Source organism: Aestuariivivens insulae (assembly GCF_022662195.1).
Classification (GTDB): Bacteria; Bacteroidota; Bacteroidia; order Flavobacteriales; family Flavobacteriaceae; genus Aestuariivivens; species Aestuariivivens insulae.
On record NZ_JAKMCS010000003.1, the window covers coordinates 61,841 to 83,832 of the forward strand.

The window sequence follows — 21,992 nt, forward strand, 5'->3', positions numbered from 1 at the left end:
TAAAACAATGGATGATATACAATTTATACTAGATACGACAAAAGAAGCTATGGACAATGCCATAAAGCATTTGGAAAAGCAATTTTTGAACATTAGAGCAGGAAAGGCAAACCCAGCTATGTTGGGTAGCGTCACGGTAGACTATTATGGATCACAAACCCCATTAAGCCAAGTAGCTAACGTTAATACACCAGACGGAAGAACCATTACTGTTCAACCTTGGGAGAAAAGCATGCTTCAGGAAATAGAACGCGCTATCTTATATGCCAACTTAGGGTTCAATCCCATGAATAATGGCGAAACAATTATTATAAACATACCTCCATTGACTGAGGAGCGTCGCCGAGACTTAGCAAAGCAAGCCAAAGCCGAAGCCGAAGACGCAAAGGTGAGTATTAGAACTGCACGTAAGGATGCTAACCACGACATTAAAAAGTTAGATGACGTTTCTGAAGACCTTCAAAAAAATGCCGAAATAGACGTACAAGAAATGACCGATAAGTACGTTAGTAAAGTGGACGATCTTTTTGGGGTGAAGGAACAAGAAATTATGACTGTTTAATAAAAAGCGGCTCAATAGTTTCTACTTCGTTAAGCTATTGAGTCGCTTTTTTTCATTTTACATAACCCATCTAGTTTACTTGCTAATGCTAAGATTTTTTACGTTAATAGTTTTCTTTTTCTTTATCGCATTAGCACAATCACAGTCATTCACCGAAACGGCTAAAGAACCCCAACAAGACTCCATAAAAAAAAGCTCACTTTTAATGAGCCTTGGCAATGGTTACTTCCCTACTAAATATTTCAATGTCGATTTAAGATACCTTATAAAGTTCAATCAATATGAAGGTATTAGAACCGGACTTGGAGGCATCACCAACGACAATTTTTCAAAATGTTACAGAATAAATTCCTATACGGTATATGGCTTTAGGGACCATCGCTTTAAATACAGTGTTGGAGGCGGTTTTAGGATTTCAGAAAAAACCAATACCTGGATTAACCTATCCTACACCAACGATTTACAGGAATCTGGTAGTACTACATTTTTAACCGACGGGCGTTTTTTTCAGTTTTTCGAGCCTCGTTTGCTCAACATAAGCCTATTTCACAAACACATTACCAAAGCAATTACCGTAGAACATGAACTAAGTCCCAAAATATTCACCAAAGCTGAGTTTGCCATAAGTAATATAAATCCAACCTACAGCTACGGATACCATATAAACAACTCAGTAATTAACAGCTTTCACTTAAGTACATTAAAAACCGCTTTACAGTGGAGCCCTTTTAGTAAATTTAAATCCTCCGAAAAAGGTGAAGAAGAAACCAAATCGGCTTATCCAAAATTTACTGTTCAGTATACCAAAAGTTTCAACAAAGTATTTAAAAGTAATCTTAGCTTTTCAAAAGTTGACTTTAAGACCATTTATAAAATAGGCGATGAAAAAGCTACCTTTTCAGAATTCACTTTAGTTTCGGGTATCGCAACAGGCAATACCCCAATTACGCACCTTTACCATGCCTATCCCAATAACATTACCAAGGAAACTATTTTACAACGCTTTTCGGTAGCAGGATTAACAAGTTTTGAGACCATGTACTTTAATGAGTTCTTTTCAGATAGGTTTGCCACATTACAACTCAAGCACTATTTAAAACCCTTTACGGTCTCTCAACGCTACAAACCTCAATTGGTACTAATTACACGCTATGCCATAGGCGACATGAACCACCCAGAAAAACACGAAAACATAACGTTTGGATCACTTAAAAAAGGCTATACAGAATCCGGTTTCGAAATAAACAAACTCCTTTTCGGCTTTGGTTTAAGTTTCACCTACCGCTATGGGGCATACCACTTGCCCGATTTTGAAGATAATATCGCGTTTAAATTTACATTTAACGTAACATTATAAGCTAATTAAGGTTGCTAATACTTTGTTTTTTCTACCTTTGCGCAACTTTATAAGAAAGCATGCTAAAACTTTTAACTAAAGATTTTTGGGACGTCGCGGCTCGCCTGATTTTACGCAATAAAATAGTCATTCTGGTGGCCATTGTTCTAGTGACCCTTTTCTTTAGTATGAAATGGGAAAACATGCGCTTTACCTATACCGAGGCCAATTTATTGCCAAATGACCACGAGGCCAATATTACCTACGACAACTTTTTGAAAACATTTGGTGAAGAAGGCAACCTAATTGTTTTGGGGGTGAAGGACAGTACTTTGTTTTCGGTTGAAAAGTTTAATGCATGGAACAGGCTTTCCGATGGCTTTAAAAAATACGATGAAGTAGAAACTGTAGTTTCCATTAAGGACCTTCAAAAACTAATTAAAGATACCGATAACGAAAAGTTTAAACTTCAACCGTTCATTAAAGATTCCATAAGTTCGTTAAGTGAGCTCAACACCCTTCAAAATGACCTTTTTAATAAATATCCATTCTATGACAACTTTTTGTTTAATGCGGAAACAAAGACCATACGAACAGCCATTTATTTAAAAAAGGATATTGTTAATACCCCTGTTAGAAAAGACTTTATTGTAAAAAACTTAATTCCTGAAATTGAAGCGTTTCAAGACAAAAACAATATTGATGTTAGGGTTTCGGGAATGCCTTACATAAGGACCTTAAATTCACAAAATATTGTAGACGAAATTGGGCTGTTTGTTGGTGTTGCCCTATTAGTAACCTCAATTATCTTCTTTTTCTTTTTTAGATCGTTTAGAGCTACATTCATTTCGCTAATTGTGGTGTGTATTGGAGTTATGTGGACCTTAGGTATTATTGGGTTATTAAATTATGAAATAACCGTTTTAACGGCACTCATTCCTCCACTTATTATTGTTATAGGAATACCCAATTGTATCTTTTTGATTAATAAATACCAGCACGAGGTTAAGCTACATGGCAACAAAGTAAAATCGTTGCAACGTGTTATCACGAAAATAGGCAACGCCACCTTAATGACCAACGTTACCACAGCTTCTGGATTTGCCACATTTATATTAACAGAAAGCAACCTTTTAAAAGAATTTGGTATTGTAGCCTCGCTAAGTATTTTAGCTATTTTTATTTTATGCCTACTTATCATTCCTATCATATATACTTTTTTACCATTCCCAAAAGATCGTCACTTAGAACATTTAAACAAACGCTGGATTGGTGGTTTTGTGAATTGGATGGAGCGTATGGTAAAACATAAACGCATTACCATATATGCTACTTCTGTTGTCTTGTTAATTATTAGTATGATTGGCATCTATCAGATAAAAATATCGGGTAGTTTAATTGAAGACATGCCCAAAAAAACTGAGTTCTTTAAAGACATCCGCTTTTTTGAAGAGGAATTTAATGGTATCATGCCCCTGGAGATAATGATTGACACCAAACGCAAAAAAGGCGTTATGAAATTATCGACCTTGAAGCGCATGGACGAACTTGAGGATTTAATTATTGAAACGCCAGAACTGTCAAAACCCATATCGGTCGTTGGGTTGGTTAAGTATTCCAAACAAGCTTATTACAACGGCAACACCAAGTTTTACCAATTACCATCATCGCAAGAAAACAATTTTATTTTGGCTTATGCCAAAAACTCATCTTCAAACGTCGATCTGTTAAAAAACTTTGTGGACAGTACAGGCCAATATGCTCGTATCACTACGTTTATGAAAGATGTTGGCACCGATAAAATGGAACGTATTCAAGAAAACCTTCAACATAAAATAGATAAGGTTTTCCCTAAAGAACGTTACGATGTTACCATGACAGGTAAAGCATTGGTATTTCAAAAAGGAACTACCTATTTAGTTAAAAATTTAGCCATTTCATTGTCCTTGGCAATCTTTTTAATATCGCTGTTTATGGCCTATATGTTCCGTTCGGGACGTATGATTATTGTCTCCCTTATCCCCAACCTATTACCCCTATTGGTTACTGCTGGTTTAATGGGTTATTTGGGCGTACCTATAAAACCATCTACCATATTGGTATTTAGCATTGCTTTTGGTATTTCGGTAGACGACACCATTCACTTTTTAGCAAAGTACCGCCAGGAACTTCAAGCCCACAACTGGAAAATTAAAACTTCGGTTTATGGGGCACTACGCGAAACAGGAGTGAGCATGTTCTATACCTCCATAGTACTGTTTTTTGGGTTCTCGGTATTTACCATTTCCAGTTTTGGAGGCACCGTAGCATTGGGAGCCTTGGTTTCTGCAACATTATTATTTGCTATGTTGTCTAATTTACTATTGCTACCCTCGCTATTATTATCGTTAGAACGCAGTATTGCCAATAAAAAAGTGTTAAGGGAACCTTCCATAAACATTATTCCAGATGAAGAAAAAGAGGAGCAAGAAGACCTGTTTAAATAATTAAGCAAGATTAAAGAAGTTTAACCCGCATCTTTAACTAGAATTTAGGGTTTTAGTACTTGAAAGCCGAAAGCCTTTTTTTATATTTACTTTCTAAATTTTGATGTATAAATGAAACATTCATGATTAAAATTTCGACACACAGCGGAATGATAATTTGAATGTTACATGCCTGCGCTGAGCTTAGTCGAAGCGTGCCATTAAAAAACAACAAATATTAACACATGAAATCATTTACCGTTTTAGAACTACTACAAACAGAGCCATCTATATTTGCGTCCGTAGAAATTAAAGGTTGGGTAAGAACCTTTCGTGCCAACCGATTTATAGCCCTTAACGATGGTTCTACTTTAAATAATATACAATGCGTTATAGATTTTGAAAAATTTGACGAATCGCTCTTAAAACGCATTACCACAGGAGCTGCCTTGCACATAAAAGGTGAATTGGTAGAAAGCCAAGGCAAGGGTCAAAAAGTAGAAATTGTGGTAAGTGAACTTGCCGTTTTGGGCGATAGCAACCCAGAATCTTATCCTATTCAACCTAAAAAGCATTCTTTTGAGTTTTTAAGGGAACAAGCGCACTTACGTACCAGAACCAACACCTTTAGTGCAGTTATGCGTTTACGATCGGCTTTATCGTATGCTGTCCATAAGTATTTTAACGACAATGGGTTTTATTACATGCATGCCCCCATAATTACAGGTAGCGATGCCGAAGGTGCCGGAGAAATGTTCCGTGTAACAAACCTTGATGCTAAAAATCCACCATTAAACGATCAAGGTGAAGTAGATTATACCCAAGATTTCTTTGGAAAGGAAACCAACCTAACCGTATCTGGCCAATTGGAAGCCGAAACTTATGCCATGTCGCTTGGTAAAGTATATACTTTCGGGCCAACGTTTCGAGCAGAAAACTCTAATACGTCTAGACACCTTGCCGAGTTTTGGATGATTGAACCCGAAGTGGCCTTTTTGGATTTAGCAGGCAATATGGATTTAGCTGAAGATTTTTTAAAGTTTGTTTTGAAGTATATTTTAGAAAACAATACAGAAGATTTAGAGTTTTTGGACAAACGCTTACAAGACGAAGACAAAACAAAACCACAAGCCGAACGCAACGAAATGTCCTTAATTGAAAAATTAAGGTTTGTAACCGAAAACCATTTCAAGCGTTTAAGCTATACCGAAGCCATAGAGATTTTAAGAAACTGTAAGCCCAATAAGAAAAAGAAGTTCAAATACATTATTAACGAATGGGGAGCCGATCTACAAAGTGAACACGAACGTTACTTGGTAGAAAAACATTTTAAATGCCCCGTTATACTGTTCGACTATCCAGCCAATATAAAAGCATTTTACATGCGCCTTAACGACGATGGTAAAACCGTACGTGCTATGGATATTTTATTCCCAGGAATAGGCGAAATTGTTGGTGGTGCACAACGCGAGGAGCGCCTAGATGTTTTAAAACAAAAAATGGCAGCTATTAATATTCCTGAAGAAGATTTATGGTGGTATTTAGACCTTAGAAAATACGGTACAGCCGTTCATTCTGGTTTTGGTTTAGGCTTTGAACGATTGGTTATGTTTGCTACGGGAATGGGCAATATAAGGGATGTTATTCCGTTTCCTAGAACACCACAGAATGCAGAGTTTTAAATAAATGGTGACTTCGAATGCACTTCGAGTGCGCTCAGTGTAACACCTAAGGTGCCATTTATTTAATCTTTTCAATCTAAATTTCTATCTTTATATTGCATACCAAATCGTAGCTCATGCTCAAACAACAATTACAATTTAAGTTATCTCAAAAGCTATCACCGCAGCAAATTCAATTAATGAAATTGATACAATTGCCTACGCAAGCTTTTGAACAACGCTTAAAACAGGAATTGGAAGAAAATCCAGCTTTAGAAAGTGGTAAAGAAACCGATAATGAATTTGATTCGGATTTTGAAAATACCGATGATGACTATAACGACAATGAGTCCATAAATGCCGAAGATATTAACGTAGATGAGTATTTAAGTGATGATGAAATACCCGACTATCGTACGCAAGTTAATAATTACAGCAGTGATGATGATGAAAAAACGATTCCCTATGCTGCAGGGGTTTCATTCACACAACATTTGGTAAACCAACTGAATACCTACAGATTAAATGATGAAGAGCGAGATATTGCCGAGTTTTTAGTAGGCAGTGTAGATGAAAGCGGTTATATAAGACGATCGCTTTCTGATATTATGGACGACCTAGCCTTTACCCAAAACGTCTATACTACCGAACACAAAATAGAACAGGTACTGCATGTGGTTCAACAGCTAGATCCAGCTGGGGTTGGTGCAAGAAATTTACAGGAATGCTTGAGCATTCAACTGCATAGAAAAGATAAAAATTCAAATACAGAACTGGCTTTAAAAATTATAGACTCCGCCTTTGATCAGTTTACCAAAAAACACTATAAGAAATTAATTCAGAAGTTTGACATTACCGAACAACAATTAAAAGGAGCCATTAATGAAATTGAACACCTCAACCCAAAACCTGGAGGCTCCTACTCTGGCAATAACAGAATTGTAGAACACGTTGTTCCAGACTTTGCCATTAAGATTGAAGATGGTGAGCTAGAACTCACCCTTAATGGCAGAAATGCTCCAGAATTACATGTTTCGAGGGAGTACAACAATATGCTAAAGGGCTATAAGGATGCCAAAGATAAATCGAAATCGCAAAAAGATGCCATTCTGTTTATTAAGCAGAAACTGGACGCCGCAAAATGGTTTATAGAAGCCATTAAACAACGCCAGCAAACCTTATTTGTTACCATGAGTGCTATTATGCATTACCAAAAAGACTATTTTTTAACCGGTGATGAACGCCAATTAAAACCCATGATCCTTAAAGATATCGCCGATGAAATACAAATGGATGTATCGACCGTATCCAGGGTGGCCAACAGTAAATATGTCGATACGCCCTATGGCACGAAATTAATAAAGGAATTCTTTTCAGAATCCATGAAGAATGATCAAGGCGAAGATGTTTCTACTCGTGAAATAAAGAAAATACTTGAAACCGTAATAGAAGAAGAAAACAAGAAAAAGCCTTTAACAGATGATGCCTTAGCGGCCATTTTAAAGGACAAAGGCTACCCAATAGCACGTCGTACCGTGGCTAAGTATAGAGAACAACTGGATATCCCTGTGGCTAGACTGCGTAAAAAAATATAATGGATAAAGTTTTAAAAAGTATTTCGTTTATATTCCATCCATTATTGATGCCCATTTTTGGGGTTATATTTTATTTTTCGAAGTCTCCAAGATACATCCCTATTGAAGTTATCTATGCTAAATTAGTGTCGCTTTTTATATTAACAGTTATTCTCCCTATTCTTTTATATTTTTTATTAAAAACTATAGGCAAAGCCAATTCTATTTATTTAAAGAGTACAAAAGAACGCATTATACCCCTAATGCTAAATTTTGCGGTGACTTTAGTAATTATAAAACAAATTCTAACACCTTCACAAGTTGTTGAGTTGTATTTCTTTTTTGTGGGTATTTTAGTGTCTACATTGGCGTGCCTTATACTAGCCATTCTAAAGTTTAAAGCCAGTATACATATGATTGCCGTTTCTGGTTTACTTATGTTTTTTATTGCATTGAGTATACACTTTAGCATTAACATAAATGGAACACTGGCATTTATGGCCATTATTATTGGTGCTGTAGCCACATCAAGGTTACATTTAAAAGCACATAATTACAAAGAATTGGCTATTGGCTTTTTTTTAGGGGTTATTCCTCAACTTATATTAGTGAATTACTGGCTATAAAATATAAAACATCAACCCTATTTTAATCGAATTCATATCTATGGTGCTTCCATTTAATTGGGCATCTTTAGAAAAAATTGGGTTAAGTCCATAATAACAATGAATGTTCCAAGTGTTATACCCTACGCTTAAAGTTAGACCATATTGTAGGTCGTTAAAATGGTCTATATTATTGTGTTTTATTTTACCTAAATCGCCTTTATACTTGGTGTTATGCGCTACTAAATAGCCCAGTTTAAATCCTGCATAAATACGCCAGAAATTGTACTGGGTTGGTGATGATGTACGCCAACGAAATTCCAAAGGAGTTTCGATTAAATACGTTGTAAATTTATTTTTAGAATAGGCATTGCCATCTAATACGGTATAACTAATATTATTCGTATCATACTTACTTATTAATATATTTTGGTTGTATGAGTTTGCCGAAACCCCTAAACCTAAACCAATAGCAAAGTTTCTGTTTTTGTTAATGGGCATATCCCTTATGAAACCCAAATGATATCCTCCAGAAAATCCATTTTGGGATAAATTATCTGATGTACTGCCCAACAAATTATAGGTAACCCCCGCATAAAACTGGTCTTCCCTATACAGAGAATCCACAACACTATTGGCTTGCTCTTGTGCATTTAAAAACGCCAAAAAAAACATAAACCCTATTGCTATAAGTAACCTTCGCATACACTATTAACTAAAAAAAGGCATCCGCTAAAGCGGGATGCCTTCTAACTTTTAACAAATTAAGATATTTATTCTATATTCGATAATGCATCACCTACACCTGTAGTATAGTTAATTTTTAAGGCATTAACCTTTCTTAGTTCTTGCTTGACATCACCAACAATACCCATTTGCGCTTCTTTATCTACTTTTAAAGAGACAGTTAAATAAGGTATTAATTCTTCCCTTAAAGCAGCTCGTTCTGCCTCAATAAAAGCGCCTACGTCATTTACATCTGCAAACTTATCATTAAGCTGTACCCTTGCCTCAGTACCATATTTTTTCTTATAGTTATCACTGGGCTTACCCATGTAAATATAACTAATAGGATTCTTCTTATCCAACTTTTCAACTTGATTGGCAACAGGCAAAGTATTCTGTATTAAAAGCGTGTTTTCCCGCATTACGGTAGCAACCATAAAAAAGAATAACAACATAAATACAATGTCTGGTAACGAAGCCGTACTAATTGGAGGTAAATCACCTCCCTTTTTCTTTTTAAATTTAGACATAATTCTTTTGTTTGATTCTAAATTATTCGATTACTTCTGAAAATTTTTGGGGAATCTCTTCCTTAATCTGGTCGATTACTGCCTTAAGTCTATCTTTATTGCCCGACCATCTTACGTCCTTATAATTTTCCTGCATTTTCACAAAGTCCATACCGGAAAAACCCTTTTGTGGGCCCAGCTCCAAAGCACGTCTATTCCTTAACTCATTGTAAGCACCAACCACTTCATTTTGGACTGCTATATAGGCAGCATATGACGTTTCACGTTGGTTTTTTAACGATATAATAGCTTTATCTGGGTTGTCTGAAGATTTAGAATCTTTTTTGCCTTTACAAAAAGAGCAAGACCCGTCCCCATTGTTATCCAAAAACTCAACCGCTGCTTTACGTAAATCTTTAAGTTCCATACGTTCTTCTTCAACAAGTAACTCATCTCTACTGTTGATTGAAATCGTAAAAATATTCTTTTGCTTGATAACCACATCCTCTTCCGATTCCTCCATTGGGGGCAACTTACGGTTAATCCCCGAATCTTTTTCAATGGTTGTCGTAACCAAGAAAAATATTAATAAAAGGAAGGCAATATCGGCCATTGAGCCTGCATTAACTTCCGGTGCTGCTCGTTTTGCCATATTATTTTATCATTTTTTTAATTCCAGAGAGCAACATAAGTGCTCCTGCTATAAGAATAAGTACATAGAACAAATACAAACCTGCTCCTACTAATTGAGATCCATTTTCCGATAACATATCACCATCTTTTAATGGGGTCTCAACACCTTCTGCTAAACCAAAATAGCAAATTAGCGCTAGCAAAGCAAAAGAACCTACACTCTTTAGCGTGCTTTTAAGTGTATTGGCGTTAGTAAATACTCCTTTTAAAGTGAAGATAACTACAAAAAATAAAGTGATAAAGAAAATGGCATATGCGATATACATAAAAGAATTAACAGAACCACTAGCTTCACCCATTTTTACAGCTTCATCACCCGCTGACATTATCATTGCTAGGAATACTATAGACAGTACGCCTACCAATGCTAATACTATGGTTATTATTTTTTTCATAATGTTTACAATTTAAATTATTACTTTTTGTTTCTAATAAGCAAGTCCATTAACGTAATAGAAGCGTCTTCCATATTGTTAACGATGCTATCGATTTTAGCAATAATATAATTGTAGAATATTTGAAGTATAATAGCAACAATCAAACCAAATACTGTTGTTAAAAGAGCTACTTTAATACCACCAGCTACTAAAGATGGGTTCATATCTCCAGCTGCTTCAATTTTATCGAATGCCTGGATCATACCAATTACCGTTCCCATGAACCCTAACATAGGTGCTAATGCGATAAATAATGAAATCCAAGATACATTTTTCTCTAATTGTCCCATTTGAACACCGCCGTAAGCTACAACTGCTTTTTCAACAGCTTCTAAGCCTTCATCGGTTCTATCCAATCCTTGGTAATAAATAGAAGCAACAGGGCCTTTAGTATTTCTACAAACTTCCTTAGCGGCTTCAACACCACCAGAAGCTAAAGCATCTTCTACTTCTTTAGTTAATTTAGCTGTATTTGTAGTGGATAAGTTTAAAAAGATAATTCTCTCTATAGCGATGGCCAAACCTAAAATTAAACATAGTAATACAATACCCATGAACTCTGGGCCTCCTTCAATAAAACGTTTCTTTAATTTTTGATGAAACCCTACTTCTTCTGCGGGTGCAGCAGCTGCATCATCATCTTGTGTCATAGTGGCTACCGTTGTAGTAGTTGTTGTGGTAGCAGTTGTAGTTGCATTAACAGTTCCGAATGCCATTATTCCTGTGATGGCAAGGATAGAAAATAATCTTTTCATGTTCTAGATCTTAATTTTATTAGTTAAAGTGTTAAAGATATAAAAAAAAAGCAATTAAAAATAAAAATAACAGCAGAGAGGAAGGGATTCGAACCCTCGATACGCTTTTGGCGTATACACACTTTCCAGGCGTGCGCCTTCGACCACTCGGCCACCTCTCTGTTTCTTTTTAAGAGCCTTTAAATTTGGTGGCTCAAATAACAAAAAATTCTTTAAATGATAAAACTTTAGCCGTTAATTTTAAGACATTTCCCCTCTTAATGGGGTTTCAAACATGGTTTTGAATACTTTAGATTCAATTTTCTCCCCTAATAACCACATTAATTTAGTGATTGCAGCTTCTGTTGTTAAGTCTTTACCCGATATAACGCCTATGTTTTTTAATTGATTACTGGTTTCATAGTGTCCCATAATAACACTTCCGCCTACACACTGGGTAATGTTTACAACATAAAGGCCTTTAGCAATAGCTTCTTCCAACAAATTACCAAACCAAGGTTCTGTAGTACTATTACCTGCGCCATAGGTCTCCAAAAGCACGCCTTTTAAATTTGGTGTTTGCAGGATGCTTTGCAATAATGCTTTTGTAATACCCGGAAACAGTTTTATTATGGCTACGTTGGTATCAAGCGTTTTATGGACTCTGATTGTTTTTGCCACATCTGCCTTATACAAATATTCACTATTAACTTTTAAATGCACCCCAGACTGGGCCAGCTCGGGATAATTGGGCGATTGGAAAGCCTCAAAATGTTCTGCATTTATTTTTGTAGTTCTATTGGCCCTGTATAACTTATATTCAAAATACAAACACACTTCTTGTATTACTGGTCTATTATTCGATTGCAAAGCAGCTACCTGTATGGAAGTTATTAAGTTCTCCTTAGCATCGGTACGCAAATCACCTATAGGCAATTGAGATCCTGTAAAGACTACTGGCTTCGTTAAGTTTTCCAGCATAAAACTCAATGCCGAAGCTGTATAGCTCATGGTATCGCTGCCATGAAGGATCACAAAACCATCAAATGAGTTGTAGTGAGTTTCTATGATCTCTGCGATCTGAACCCAATAATTCGGATTCATATTACTGGAATCTATAGGGTCTTCGAAAGAAATCGTCTCGATATTACATTCCAAAAGTTGTAATTCGGGGATCTTATCCAAAAGTGTTTTAAAATCGAAAGCACGTAACGCTCCTGTTTTAAAATCTTTTACCATACCTATGGTACCACCAGTATATATAAGGAGTATGTTTGGAGTTGTTTGGGCCATAACACTATACTTTAAAAATGTCTATTGAATTTTGTGTTGTTATTGCAGCAATCTCTTCTGCAGACCTATTATATAATAAGGACAGTTTATCCAACACATTAACTATATAGGCACTTTCATTTCGCTTACCGCGGTAAGGTACCGGAGCCAAGTAAGGCGCATCGGTTTCCAACACTATATGTTTTAAATCTATTTGATTGATAAACTGGTCTATTTTTCCATTTTTAAAGGTAACTACACCACCTATACCTAATTTCATATTATAGGATATGGCTCTATGGGCTTGCTCCAATGTTCCTGTAAAACAATGGAAAATCCCAAATAAACTATCGTCTTTTTCACCTTCCAAAACTTCAAAAATCTCATCAAAGGACTCCCTACAATGAATTACAATAGGCAACTTGTATTTTTTAGCCAATTGTATTTGATGTTTAAATGCCTTTTTCTGAATCTCTAAAGTTGATTTGTCCCAATACAAGTCAATACCTATTTCCCCAATGGCATAAAATTGACGTTGGCCTAACATGTACTCCACATGCCTAAGTTCTTCTTCATAATTTTCCTTGACATGGGTTGGGTGCAGCCCCATCATTAAAAACACATGTTCTGGAAAATCCTTTTCCAATTGCAACATGGATTCGGTATAAGTAGAGTCAATAGCCGGTATAAAAAACCTAGAAACTCCTAGATTTAAGGCACTTTGTATCCTCTCGTTCCTATCATCATCAAAGGCTTCGCTGTACAAATGGGTATGAGTATCGGTAATAATCAAAATAAAATTGTTTTAGTGAACCTATTTTAATTTGTAAAAATAATCGTTTTACATGACTATCTTTGCCAAAAGACCATAAGATGCAGTCACTTCATGAATTTCTTAGTGCCAAAAACTATACGCGAGTAAAATTACACCTTACCAAAACCAATCATTTTGAGATTAAGGCAACCATAAATGGTGTTAAAGGAGTGTTTATTTTAGATACGGGTGCCTCAAATTCCTGTGTGGATTTTGAAGCTGTAGACACTTTTAAATTAAACGCCGAAGATTCCATTGTTAAAGCAGCAGGTGCAGGTGCTATTGATATGGATACCAAAACCGCCAAAAAAAACAAGGTGAAAATTGGCAAATGGAAAAACAACAAAATTGCTTTGGTACTATTTAATCTCTCTCATGTTAATACTGCCCTAATACAACATAATTCAAAACCTGTTGACGGTATCATTGGTGCCGATATTTTAAAAAAAGCCAAAGCTATTATAGATTATCAAAAGAAATATCTATATTTAAAACTGTAAGAATAGATCTTACACAATATAAATAGCACCTAACCCTAAGAATTATTAATGAGTACTAACATCGTAATTGCGGACGATCATCCTCTTATGCTTAGAGGTCTGAGTGATTTTTTATCTTCAAAAGGGTTTAATATCGTTGGAAGCGCCCAAGATGGCAATGCAGCCTATAATCTTATTGTAAAGCACAAACCAGATATTGCTATTTTAGATATTAGAATGCCTTATAGAACAGGGTTGGAAATAGCCGAAGACTGTAAAAAAAACCTTCTGGACACTAAAATTATTCTAATAACTTTTGATAAGGAGGAAGTATTGTTCGAGCAAGCAAAAGCGCACAATGTTTATGGGTATATATTAAAGGAGTTTGCTGTTGAAGAAATAGAAACCTGTATTGAACATGCCATTAAAGGCAATGCCTATTTTAGTAAAGAAATTACGTCCTATTTAGAAAACAATAATACATCCCATAGACCTGAAGTAATGGAGGCGTTAACCAAAACCGAATTAAAGGTTTTGAAGCTTATTGCCGAAAACAAAACAAGTCAGGAAATAGCAGATGCCTTTAGTGTTTCCATTAAGACCATACATAAACATCGTAGCAATATTGTTGGTAAATTAAATTTAGACAACAAACCTACATCCCTTTCTATTTGGGCCAATTTAAATAAAGCATTCCTGTAAAAATACGTACAAGTATGTATTTTTTTAACCAATTAATTCCCATAAATTTGAGATGCTATTAATTAGTTCTTAGGGAGAATTATAGAAAGCTCTAAACTTGAATAAGGATTTAGGGCTTTCGTTTTTTATACAAATTATTTTCAGCTTAAAGCGACTTAAAACAAAATATATAAAATACTAATTATCAAGTCTTCAATCAGCCAATCTTTATCAATAGTTATAAATTCTTAGAGGAACATTATTCAGAAATTCAAGGCATAGATTGATCGTTCCTATTATTAGATTATCTTAAAATTGTAATAAAATATAATTTCATCAAGTATTTTTTCTTACTTTTATAACATTTTGCACGCCCTTTAATCAGTATTTAAACCTTAACAAAAACAAGCTATGGAAACAACATTCTTCAAGTCATTTTAAATTCGGCAAAATATTTGATAGAAACATTGGATACCATTTACCAGGGAACGCTTCCTGAAAAATACTTTAATCTCAAAAACCAATAGAGGTAGATTTTGGAGTTATACTGAAGACAGGAAGAACTGTATTATTTCCAGGTGTTGGTACGGCCACAGGTCCTTTTGCATGGGGAGTATTGGGAACAAGCAAGAATATCAATTGCGAAGCATCTTTTGATCCCTTATAGACTACCGATGGCTTAAGGGAAATGAGACTAGTGGTCGATAATGAGTATGAAATGATTATCAAGGAATTGATGGTGGAGAACCTTTACGAATAGATTCTACACTTTCAGTTTCGTAAAACAATGTAAAAATTAACTTGACATTAGAACTTTAAAACATGAACTTTAAAAATTTTGTAACTAAACATTTTTCAGCATCTAAAATTTTTCTGAGTATATTGGTGGCAACAATTATGTTCATATCGCTATACTTTGATGACAAACCTATTTCTTTTCAAACAATCAAAGAACATATCAATGACCCTATGATGCATTGGTGCTTACTATTTTCACTCTTTTCTGCTGTTTTTTTATTTTATTCTATTGCTATAAATAAAAATTCGCCTAAAAACCAAAAATAGGATTATGAACTTGAAGAAGGATTTAGTGGTTTCGTTTTTTACACAAATTATTTTTAGTGTTAAAGCCCTATTTAAAAAATACGCACAAGTATGTATTTTTTTTTAGTATGCTGTCCATTACTTTTACGATGCTATTAACAATTCTCTTTTTTGAGAGAGGGAGAATTTATTATAAACTCTGTGCTGTAATGGCACAGAGTTTTCTAAGTCATTGACGACCCCCATAACATTTAAACTTAACCTATGAATCAAGGCAACAGCAATGTCGAAAAACTTTTCACAATTGGATTAATTATCGTAGTGGCAACTATAATTTTTGTGAATGTTGTAGTTAACCTTTCTTAAACAGTTTGCAAAAAAAAAGAGGTCGTTTAAAAAATAAACGACCTCTTTGCACTGTATCGTTTTACAGCTTATAATTCCAATGCCTTTTTAACATCATTATCCATTAATAGCTCCTCGGGATTTTCCAAAGCTTCTTTAACGGCCACTAAAAACCCTACACTTTCCTTACCATCAATAATTCTATGGTCATAAGAAAGCGCTACATACATAATAGGCCTAATTTCTACTTTACCATCTATAGCCACAGGGCGTTCTACTATATTATGCATTCCTAAAATACCACTTTGTGGTGGATTGATAATTGGAGTAGATAACATACTACCAAACACACCGCCATTAGAAATAGTAAAAGTCCCACCAGTCATTTCATCGACCGTAATTTGCCCATCTCTTGCTCGTAATGCCAATCGCTTAACCTCGGCTTCCACACCTCTAAAGCTTAAGTTTTCTGCATTACGCATTACTGGAACCATAAGTCCTTTTGGACCAGAAACCGCAATACTGATATCACAAAAATCATAGGAAATCATATCCTTCCCATCGATCATTGAATTAACTGCTGGATATAGTTTTAAAGCTCTAACTACTGCTAAAGTAAAGAAACTCATAAACCCTAAACCAACGCCGTGTTTTGCTTTAAAGGCTTCTTTATACTCACTACGAAGTCCAAATATTGGGGACATATCCACTTCATTAAAAGTGGTTAACATCGCTGTTGTATTTTTAGCCTCCACCAATCGTTCGGCTACTTTACGGCGTAACATAGACATTTTGCTTCTGGTCGTTCCTCTGTTACCGCCTGTTGGAGTACCCATAGAAGGCACGGCTTTTACAGCATCGTCTTTAGTTACCCTACCGTCTTTTCCCGTTCCAGAAATTGAAGCTGCATCTATACCTTTCTCTGCTAAAATCTTTTTTGCTGCTGGACTGGCAGATCCTGTTGCATAGGTAGCCGCCTGTTGTGTTGGCTCACTTGCTACCGCTTCAGTTTTTGGGGCTTCTGCTTTTTCTTCGGTTGCTGCGCTTGTCGAAGCATCTGGCTTTTCTGCACTTGTATCGATTAAGCACACTACTGCGCCAACCGCTACGGCATCACCTTCTTCAGCTTTAAGCGTTATGGTTCCACTAGCTTCTGCTGGCAATTCAAGCGTTGCCTTATCACTATCTACTTCTGCAATGGCCTGATCCTTCTCTACATAATCTCCATCTTCAACCAACCATGTTGCTATTTCTACTTCAGTAATAGACTCCCCCGGAGAAGGCACTTTCATTTCTAAAATCATTTTTTATAATTTTAATTGTATGTTGTATTAATATCTAAATTTATAAGGTTTTATATCAAGGTGTCGAAAACCGCATCGATAACACGTTGCTGCCTACTCTTATCCCGAGTACTGGATCCTGGTGCCGGAACAGAACTAAAGGTTCTAGAGTACACTTTTAAGTTGACTAATTCCATACGCTGAAGCATATAACTCCAAGCCCCCATATTTTTTGGTTCTTCTTGCGCCCAAGCATATTCTTCAACATTTGGATATTTGTTAATAACCTCCTGAATTTTATCTAAATGTAATGGGAACAATTGTTCTATTCTCACTAAAGCAACATCTTCTCTATTCAGTTTTTCCCTTTCGGCCAATAAATCGTAATAGAACTTACCTGTACAGAACACTAGTTTTTTAACTTGTTTTGGTGCTATTGTATCGTCTATAACTTCTTCAAAATTACCTGTGGCCAATTCGTTTAAAGAGGATACCGCTTTAGGGTGACGCAATAAGCTTTTAGGTGTGAAAACCACCAGTGGCTTTCTAAAATCGCGCTTCATTTGTCTACGCAATAAATGAAAGAAATTTGCTGGCGTCGTACAATCTGCAACTATCATATTATCATTACCGCATAATTGTAAGTAGCGTTCAATTCTTGCCGATGAATGCTCGGAACCCTGCCCCTCATAACCATGTGGCAACAATACCACAATACCATTTTGCGATTTCCACTTATCTTCTGCTGCCGATAGATATTGGTCGAAAATAATTTGGGCACCATTACTAAAATCCCCAAACTGTGCTTCCCAAATGGTTAAAGTGTTAGGGTTAGCCATGGCATAACCATAATCGAAACCAAGTACACCATATTCGGATAACAATGAATTATAAATGTCCATCGTCCCTTTATTATCTGGGTTAGTGTTTAAGAGATTGATGCGTTCTTCGGTTTTTTCATCACGTAAAATAGCATGACGGTGACTAAAGGTACCGCGTTCTACATCTTGTCCTGATATACGTACGTTATAACCTTCCTCCATTAAACTACCATAAGCCAAGGTCTCTGCCATTCCCCAATCTAAGGTATCGGTTTCAAAAACCATTTTAGAGCGACCATCTAAAATACGCTCTGCCTTTCTTAAGAAAGTGGCTCCTTCTGGAACTGTAGATACTATTTTAGAAATATGTTCTAACTTTTCTTTTGGATAAGTCGTCTCAACAGATTCTAACATAGCGTCTAAACCTTTTCGTTTAAAACCTTCCCAGCGCTCTTGCATAAACTCCCTAACTTTAGAAGATTCTGCGTGGCGTGATTTTTCATATTCACGCTCAAGAGTATCTTTAAACTCTGCAACGATACCATCTAAATAGGCCTTATCTATTGTGCCTTCAGCAATAAGCTTATCGGAATAAATTTTAAACGGATTAGGATGCTTTGCAATGTATTTATAAAGTTTGGGCTGTGTGAAACGAGGCTCATCACCTTCGTTATGCCCATATTTTCTGTATCCCAATAAATCTATATAGACGTCTTTTTGGTAACGCATTCTATACTCCAATGCCAATTCTACGGCATGTACCACAGCTTCGGCATCATCGGCATTAACATGTAACACTGGTGACAATGTCACTTTTGCTACATCGGTACAATAGGTACTGGAACGAGCATCTAAGTAATTAGTGGTGAACCCAATTTGGTTATTGACCACAATATGAATAGTCCCCCCTGTTTTATAGCCATTTAGCATACTCATTTGAGCAACTTCATAGGCTACACCTTGACCGGCAATGGCCGAATCGCCATGTACTATAATAGGTACTATTTTAGAATTATCGCCGTTATAATCGGAGTCAATTTTTGCACGGGCAATACCCTCTGCTACAGGAGCCACGGTCTCTAAATGCGAAGGGTTAGGTACTAAATTCATCTTGATATTCTTCCCGTTTTGGTAGGTTTTATCAAGTGTAAATCCTAAGTGGTACTTAACATCGCCATCTATATTTTCATCTTCAAAGTCTTTGCCGTCAAACTCACTAAATAGCTCTTTTATTGGCTTTCTAAAAATATTCACAAGTGTACTTAAACGTCCACGATGTGCCATTCCCAATACGCACTCCTTTACACCATATTTTTCAACAGAGTAAAATAGCACATTACTAATGGCTGGAATTAAGGACTCCCCTCCTTCTAACGAAAAACGCTTTTGCCCAACGTATTTGGTTTGCAAAAAGTTTTCAAAAGTAACCGCTTGGTTTAATTTGGAAAGGATATATTTTTTGGTTTCTACTGAAAAATTAGGGTGATTGTCGTTTTTATTTAATCGGTCTTGCCACCATTTGATAACTTCAGGATTACGCAAATACATATACTCTACACCAATAGAGCTACAGTAAATACGCTCTAAGTGCATGATAATATCACGCAATGTAGCTGCCCCAATACCTAAAATTTCACCCGCATTAAAAACAGTATCTAAATCGTTTTCGGACAGGTCGAAATTTTCTAAATCCAATGTTGGCGAATAGCTTCTTCGGTCCCTTACCGGATTTGTTCTGGTAAACAAATGTCCACGCATTCTATAGTCGTCTATAAGTCTAACAACTTGAAACTCTTTGTGGACTTGATCTGGGATCTGTGCCGAAACATCTTCTATGCTTTCGCCATTTAACCCATAATGCTCACTACCAAAATCGTAACCTTGAAAAAAGGCTCTCCAACTAGGTTCTACACTATCTGGGTTTTGTAAGTATTGATCGTATAAATCAGCAAAAAAAGCTGAATGCGCTGCATTTAAAAATGAAAATTTATCCATTATAATTTTTAATGGCCCTAGGCCTGGTCAAAATATTTCCCAAAAATACAACTTTTAGTAAAATTAGAAGTTGTATTTATTATATTTATAAGCCCATTTATCATTTTGAAAAAAGCGCCTTTTTTATGTTAGGTAATATGCAATTTTTAAGATTCTTTTTAACAAATAATCAAAAAACCAAGGTTTGTTTAATCACCTTTGTCTTAGGTTTTTTTGGGTATTTAAGCTCACAGGAAAGCCAAAAGGATTTCTGGAACCATGTTAGGTTTGGTGGTGGTTTGGGACTAAACTTTGGAGACGGCTATTTTAGCAGCACAATAGCCCCAAGTGCTATTTATGAATTTAATGATGCTTTTGCTCTAGGCCTTGGGTTGAATGCCTCTTTTGTTAATTTAAAAAGAGAATACAAATCCACCATCTTGGGTGGTAGCCTAATTGGACTCTTTAACATTGTAAATGAAGTCCAGCTATCTGCCGAATTTGAAAATTTAAATGTTAATACGCGTTATAATGTTAATCTAAACCTTCCGCGTGACAATTATTGGGTTCCCGCACTTTATCTTGGTGCAGGCTATAGAAGTGGCAATGTTACTCTTGGTATTCGATACGATGTGCTTTATGACAAGAACAAAAGTATCTATATTGATCCTTGGGCTCCTTTTGTTAGATTCTATTTCTAAATGAACACTGAAAAACAAACCCTTCTCCCATTTAAGTCTTGCTTTTATTTTTTTTGATTGTACTTCCCTAAACTTAAAGTCTTTATTAAAAAAGACTCTTTTGTCCTAAATATGATATTTATCATATTTATTATCTGAGTTTGTCCCTAATTTTGTGAAGACAAATAATATAAAACATGAAAACAACGCTAAAATTAACTGCCGTTTTAGCTGCTGCACTATTGCTTAGCTGTGGCGGTAAGGAAGAAAAAAAGAAAGAAGGTTTTTCTTATGAAAAAAAAGCAACTACAGAACAAACCGTAAAGAAAGAAGAAACTGTTCCTGCTTCAAAAAGAATAGACCTCAACAACAAGGGCATTGGCCCTATTACATCGATAGAATTAGAGGCTGAAATAGACCAAACTATGGCTGCCCATGGTGCCGACATTTATAAAAAAATGTGTACAGCCTGCCACAGACCGGATAAAAAATTTATAGGCCCAGCTCCCACTGGTATTTTAGAGCGTCGTTCTCCAGAATGGATTATGAACATCATTTTAAACCCGGAGGAAATGGTTCAAAAAGACCCCCTAGCTAAAGCATTGCTTATTGAGTTCAATGGTTCTCCCATGGCGAACCAAAACTTAACTCAAGAAGAAGCAAGAGCTGTCTTAGAATACTTTAGAACACTAAAATAACAACAACCAATGGAAACAATTAAAAAGTTATTTTTTGTTTTCGCTCTCTTAGCATTAGTTTGCTCATGCAAAAACAATAACGAAAATGCCCCAAAGACCCCTACAGCTTCCCAAGCTGAAAATCAATCTAATGAAAAAACAGGGCAAGCCTTCATTACAGACGATGAGGCCACTCCCAATTGTTTACAAATTGCCATTAACTCCCTAGATCATAAAACACTGGTAGCAGCCGTTCAAGCAGCTCAAGTAGAAAATGCACTGGTTAATGTAGGCCCACTTACGGTTTTTGCTCCTACCGATGCCGCTTTTGCAGCATTACCCGAAGGTACAGTAGAAAACCTAGTGAAACCAGAGAACAAGGAAACCTTAGCCAATATTTTAAAATACCATGTTACTCCCGGTAATTTAAGCACAACCATTTTAACCAAACTTCCAAAATTGGGACAAGCCAACAACCAATATGTGAAAGTAGAAGTTGTGGATGGCAAACCCGTTATTGGCGGAGCCAATATTATCGCTTCTGTTAAAGCAGGCAATGGTATAGTACATGTAATCGATAAGGTATTACTCCCTCCTACAGAATGATATAATCTTAATTT

General features: G+C 35.9%; 20 protein-coding genes and 1 tRNA gene. 11 read left to right on the forward strand and 10 right to left on the reverse strand.

Features of this window, described 5'->3' with window-relative positions; all coding sequences use genetic code 11:
* Nucleotides 1–7 precede the first annotated feature (7 nt).
* The 6 genes from frr (at nt 8) to MR062_RS04625 (ending at nt 8,224) form a co-directional block, all read left to right on the forward strand.
* Nucleotides 8–562, forward strand: a complete 555-nt coding sequence (gene frr / locus MR062_RS04600) for a ribosome recycling factor (RefSeq protein ID WP_242202911.1) — start codon at nt 8–10, stop codon at nt 560–562.
* Between the two features lie 85 nt (nt 563–647).
* Nucleotides 648–1,919, forward strand: coding sequence for a hypothetical protein (locus MR062_RS04605; protein ID WP_242202912.1), 1,272 nt, complete (start codon nt 648–650; stop codon nt 1,917–1,919).
* Nucleotides 1,920–1,978: 59 nt separating this feature from the next.
* Complete coding sequence (locus MR062_RS04610; RefSeq protein WP_242202913.1) at nt 1,979–4,384, forward strand: efflux RND transporter permease subunit; 2,406 nt, start codon at nt 1,979–1,981, stop codon at nt 4,382–4,384.
* A 224-nt stretch (nt 4,385–4,608) separates the two neighbouring features.
* On the forward strand, nt 4,609–6,045 hold the full coding sequence (gene asnS / locus MR062_RS04615; RefSeq protein ID WP_242202914.1) for an asparagine--tRNA ligase: 1,437 nt from the start codon (nt 4,609–4,611) through the stop codon (nt 6,043–6,045).
* Between the two features lie 116 nt (nt 6,046–6,161).
* Nucleotides 6,162–7,619 carry an RNA polymerase factor sigma-54 gene (rpoN, locus tag MR062_RS04620; protein WP_242202915.1) on the forward strand — a complete coding sequence of 486 codons (1,458 nt, stop codon included), beginning with the start codon at nt 6,162–6,164 and terminating at the stop codon, nt 7,617–7,619.
* Entirely contained in the window at nt 7,619–8,224 is a 606-nt protein-coding gene (locus MR062_RS04625) for a hypothetical protein (protein ID WP_242202916.1), read from the forward strand. Before rpoN ends, MR062_RS04625 begins: the two co-directional genes overlap by 1 nt.
* Here MR062_RS04625 and MR062_RS04630 read toward each other — a convergent pair.
* The 8 genes from MR062_RS04630 to MR062_RS04665 form a co-directional block, all read right to left on the reverse strand.
* A complete protein-coding gene (locus MR062_RS04630) occupies nt 8,219–8,908 on the reverse strand; it encodes a porin family protein (RefSeq protein ID WP_242202917.1) in 690 nt (229 codons plus the stop codon). The genes MR062_RS04625 and MR062_RS04630 overlap by 6 nt on opposite strands.
* A gap of 68 nt (nt 8,909–8,976) precedes the next feature.
* Complete coding sequence (locus tag MR062_RS04635; protein WP_242202918.1) at nt 8,977–9,459, reverse strand: ExbD/TolR family protein; 483 nt, start codon at nt 9,457–9,459, stop codon at nt 8,977–8,979.
* 22 nt (nt 9,460–9,481) lie between these two features.
* Nucleotides 9,482–10,090 (reverse strand): ExbD/TolR family protein, encoded by a 609-nt coding sequence (locus MR062_RS04640; RefSeq protein ID WP_242202919.1) that lies wholly within the window; start codon nt 10,088–10,090, stop codon nt 9,482–9,484.
* A 1-nt stretch (nt 10,091) separates the two neighbouring features.
* Nucleotides 10,092–10,526 carry a hypothetical protein gene (locus tag MR062_RS04645; protein WP_242202920.1) on the reverse strand — a complete coding sequence of 145 codons (435 nt, stop codon included), beginning with the start codon at nt 10,524–10,526 and terminating at the stop codon, nt 10,092–10,094.
* Nucleotides 10,527–10,546: 20 nt separating this feature from the next.
* The gene (locus MR062_RS04650; protein ID WP_242202921.1) at nt 10,547–11,323 is read right to left on the reverse strand and encodes a MotA/TolQ/ExbB proton channel family protein; all 777 of its coding nucleotides are present in this window, start codon (nt 11,321–11,323) and stop codon (nt 10,547–10,549) included.
* A gap of 73 nt (nt 11,324–11,396) precedes the next feature.
* Nucleotides 11,397–11,484: transfer RNA gene (locus MR062_RS04655), tRNA-Ser, on the reverse strand.
* Nucleotides 11,485–11,563: 79 nt separating this feature from the next.
* On the reverse strand, nt 11,564–12,595 hold the full coding sequence (locus tag MR062_RS04660; protein ID WP_242202922.1) for an asparaginase: 1,032 nt from the start codon (nt 12,593–12,595) through the stop codon (nt 11,564–11,566).
* Between the two features lie 4 nt (nt 12,596–12,599).
* Complete coding sequence (locus MR062_RS04665; protein WP_242202923.1) at nt 12,600–13,367, reverse strand: TatD family hydrolase; 768 nt, start codon at nt 13,365–13,367, stop codon at nt 12,600–12,602.
* A gap of 80 nt (nt 13,368–13,447) precedes the next feature.
* Here MR062_RS04665 and MR062_RS04670 point away from each other — a divergent pair, with 80 nt between their 5' ends.
* Nucleotides 13,448–13,888: a retropepsin-like aspartic protease gene (locus MR062_RS04670; RefSeq protein WP_242202924.1), complete on the forward strand. Its 441-nt coding sequence runs from the start codon at nt 13,448–13,450 to the stop codon at nt 13,886–13,888.
* 48 nt (nt 13,889–13,936) lie between these two features.
* The gene (locus MR062_RS04675) at nt 13,937–14,569 is read left to right on the forward strand and encodes a response regulator (RefSeq protein WP_242202925.1); all 633 of its coding nucleotides are present in this window, start codon (nt 13,937–13,939) and stop codon (nt 14,567–14,569) included.
* A gap of 1,457 nt (nt 14,570–16,026) precedes the next feature.
* On the opposite strand, the gene odhB is transcribed toward MR062_RS04675, so the two are convergent.
* Nucleotides 16,027–17,241: a 2-oxoglutarate dehydrogenase complex dihydrolipoyllysine-residue succinyltransferase gene (gene odhB / locus MR062_RS04680; RefSeq protein ID WP_242202926.1), complete on the reverse strand. Its 1,215-nt coding sequence runs from the start codon at nt 17,239–17,241 to the stop codon at nt 16,027–16,029.
* A 50-nt stretch (nt 17,242–17,291) separates the two neighbouring features.
* Nucleotides 17,292–20,036: a 2-oxoglutarate dehydrogenase E1 component gene (locus MR062_RS04685; protein ID WP_242202927.1), complete on the reverse strand. Its 2,745-nt coding sequence runs from the start codon at nt 20,034–20,036 to the stop codon at nt 17,292–17,294.
* A 137-nt stretch (nt 20,037–20,173) separates the two neighbouring features.
* Here MR062_RS04685 and MR062_RS04690 point away from each other — a divergent pair, with 137 nt between their 5' ends.
* The 3 genes from MR062_RS04690 (at nt 20,174) to MR062_RS04700 (ending at nt 21,978) form a co-directional block, all read left to right on the forward strand.
* Complete coding sequence (locus MR062_RS04690; protein ID WP_242202928.1) at nt 20,174–20,716, forward strand: alpha-ketoglutarate decarboxylase; 543 nt, start codon at nt 20,174–20,176, stop codon at nt 20,714–20,716.
* Between the two features lie 176 nt (nt 20,717–20,892).
* The gene (locus MR062_RS04695) at nt 20,893–21,393 is read left to right on the forward strand and encodes a c-type cytochrome (RefSeq protein WP_242202929.1); all 501 of its coding nucleotides are present in this window, start codon (nt 20,893–20,895) and stop codon (nt 21,391–21,393) included.
* Nucleotides 21,394–21,402: 9 nt separating this feature from the next.
* Nucleotides 21,403–21,978, forward strand: a complete 576-nt coding sequence (locus tag MR062_RS04700; protein ID WP_242202930.1) for a fasciclin domain-containing protein — start codon at nt 21,403–21,405, stop codon at nt 21,976–21,978.
* Nucleotides 21,979–21,992 lie beyond the last annotated feature (14 nt).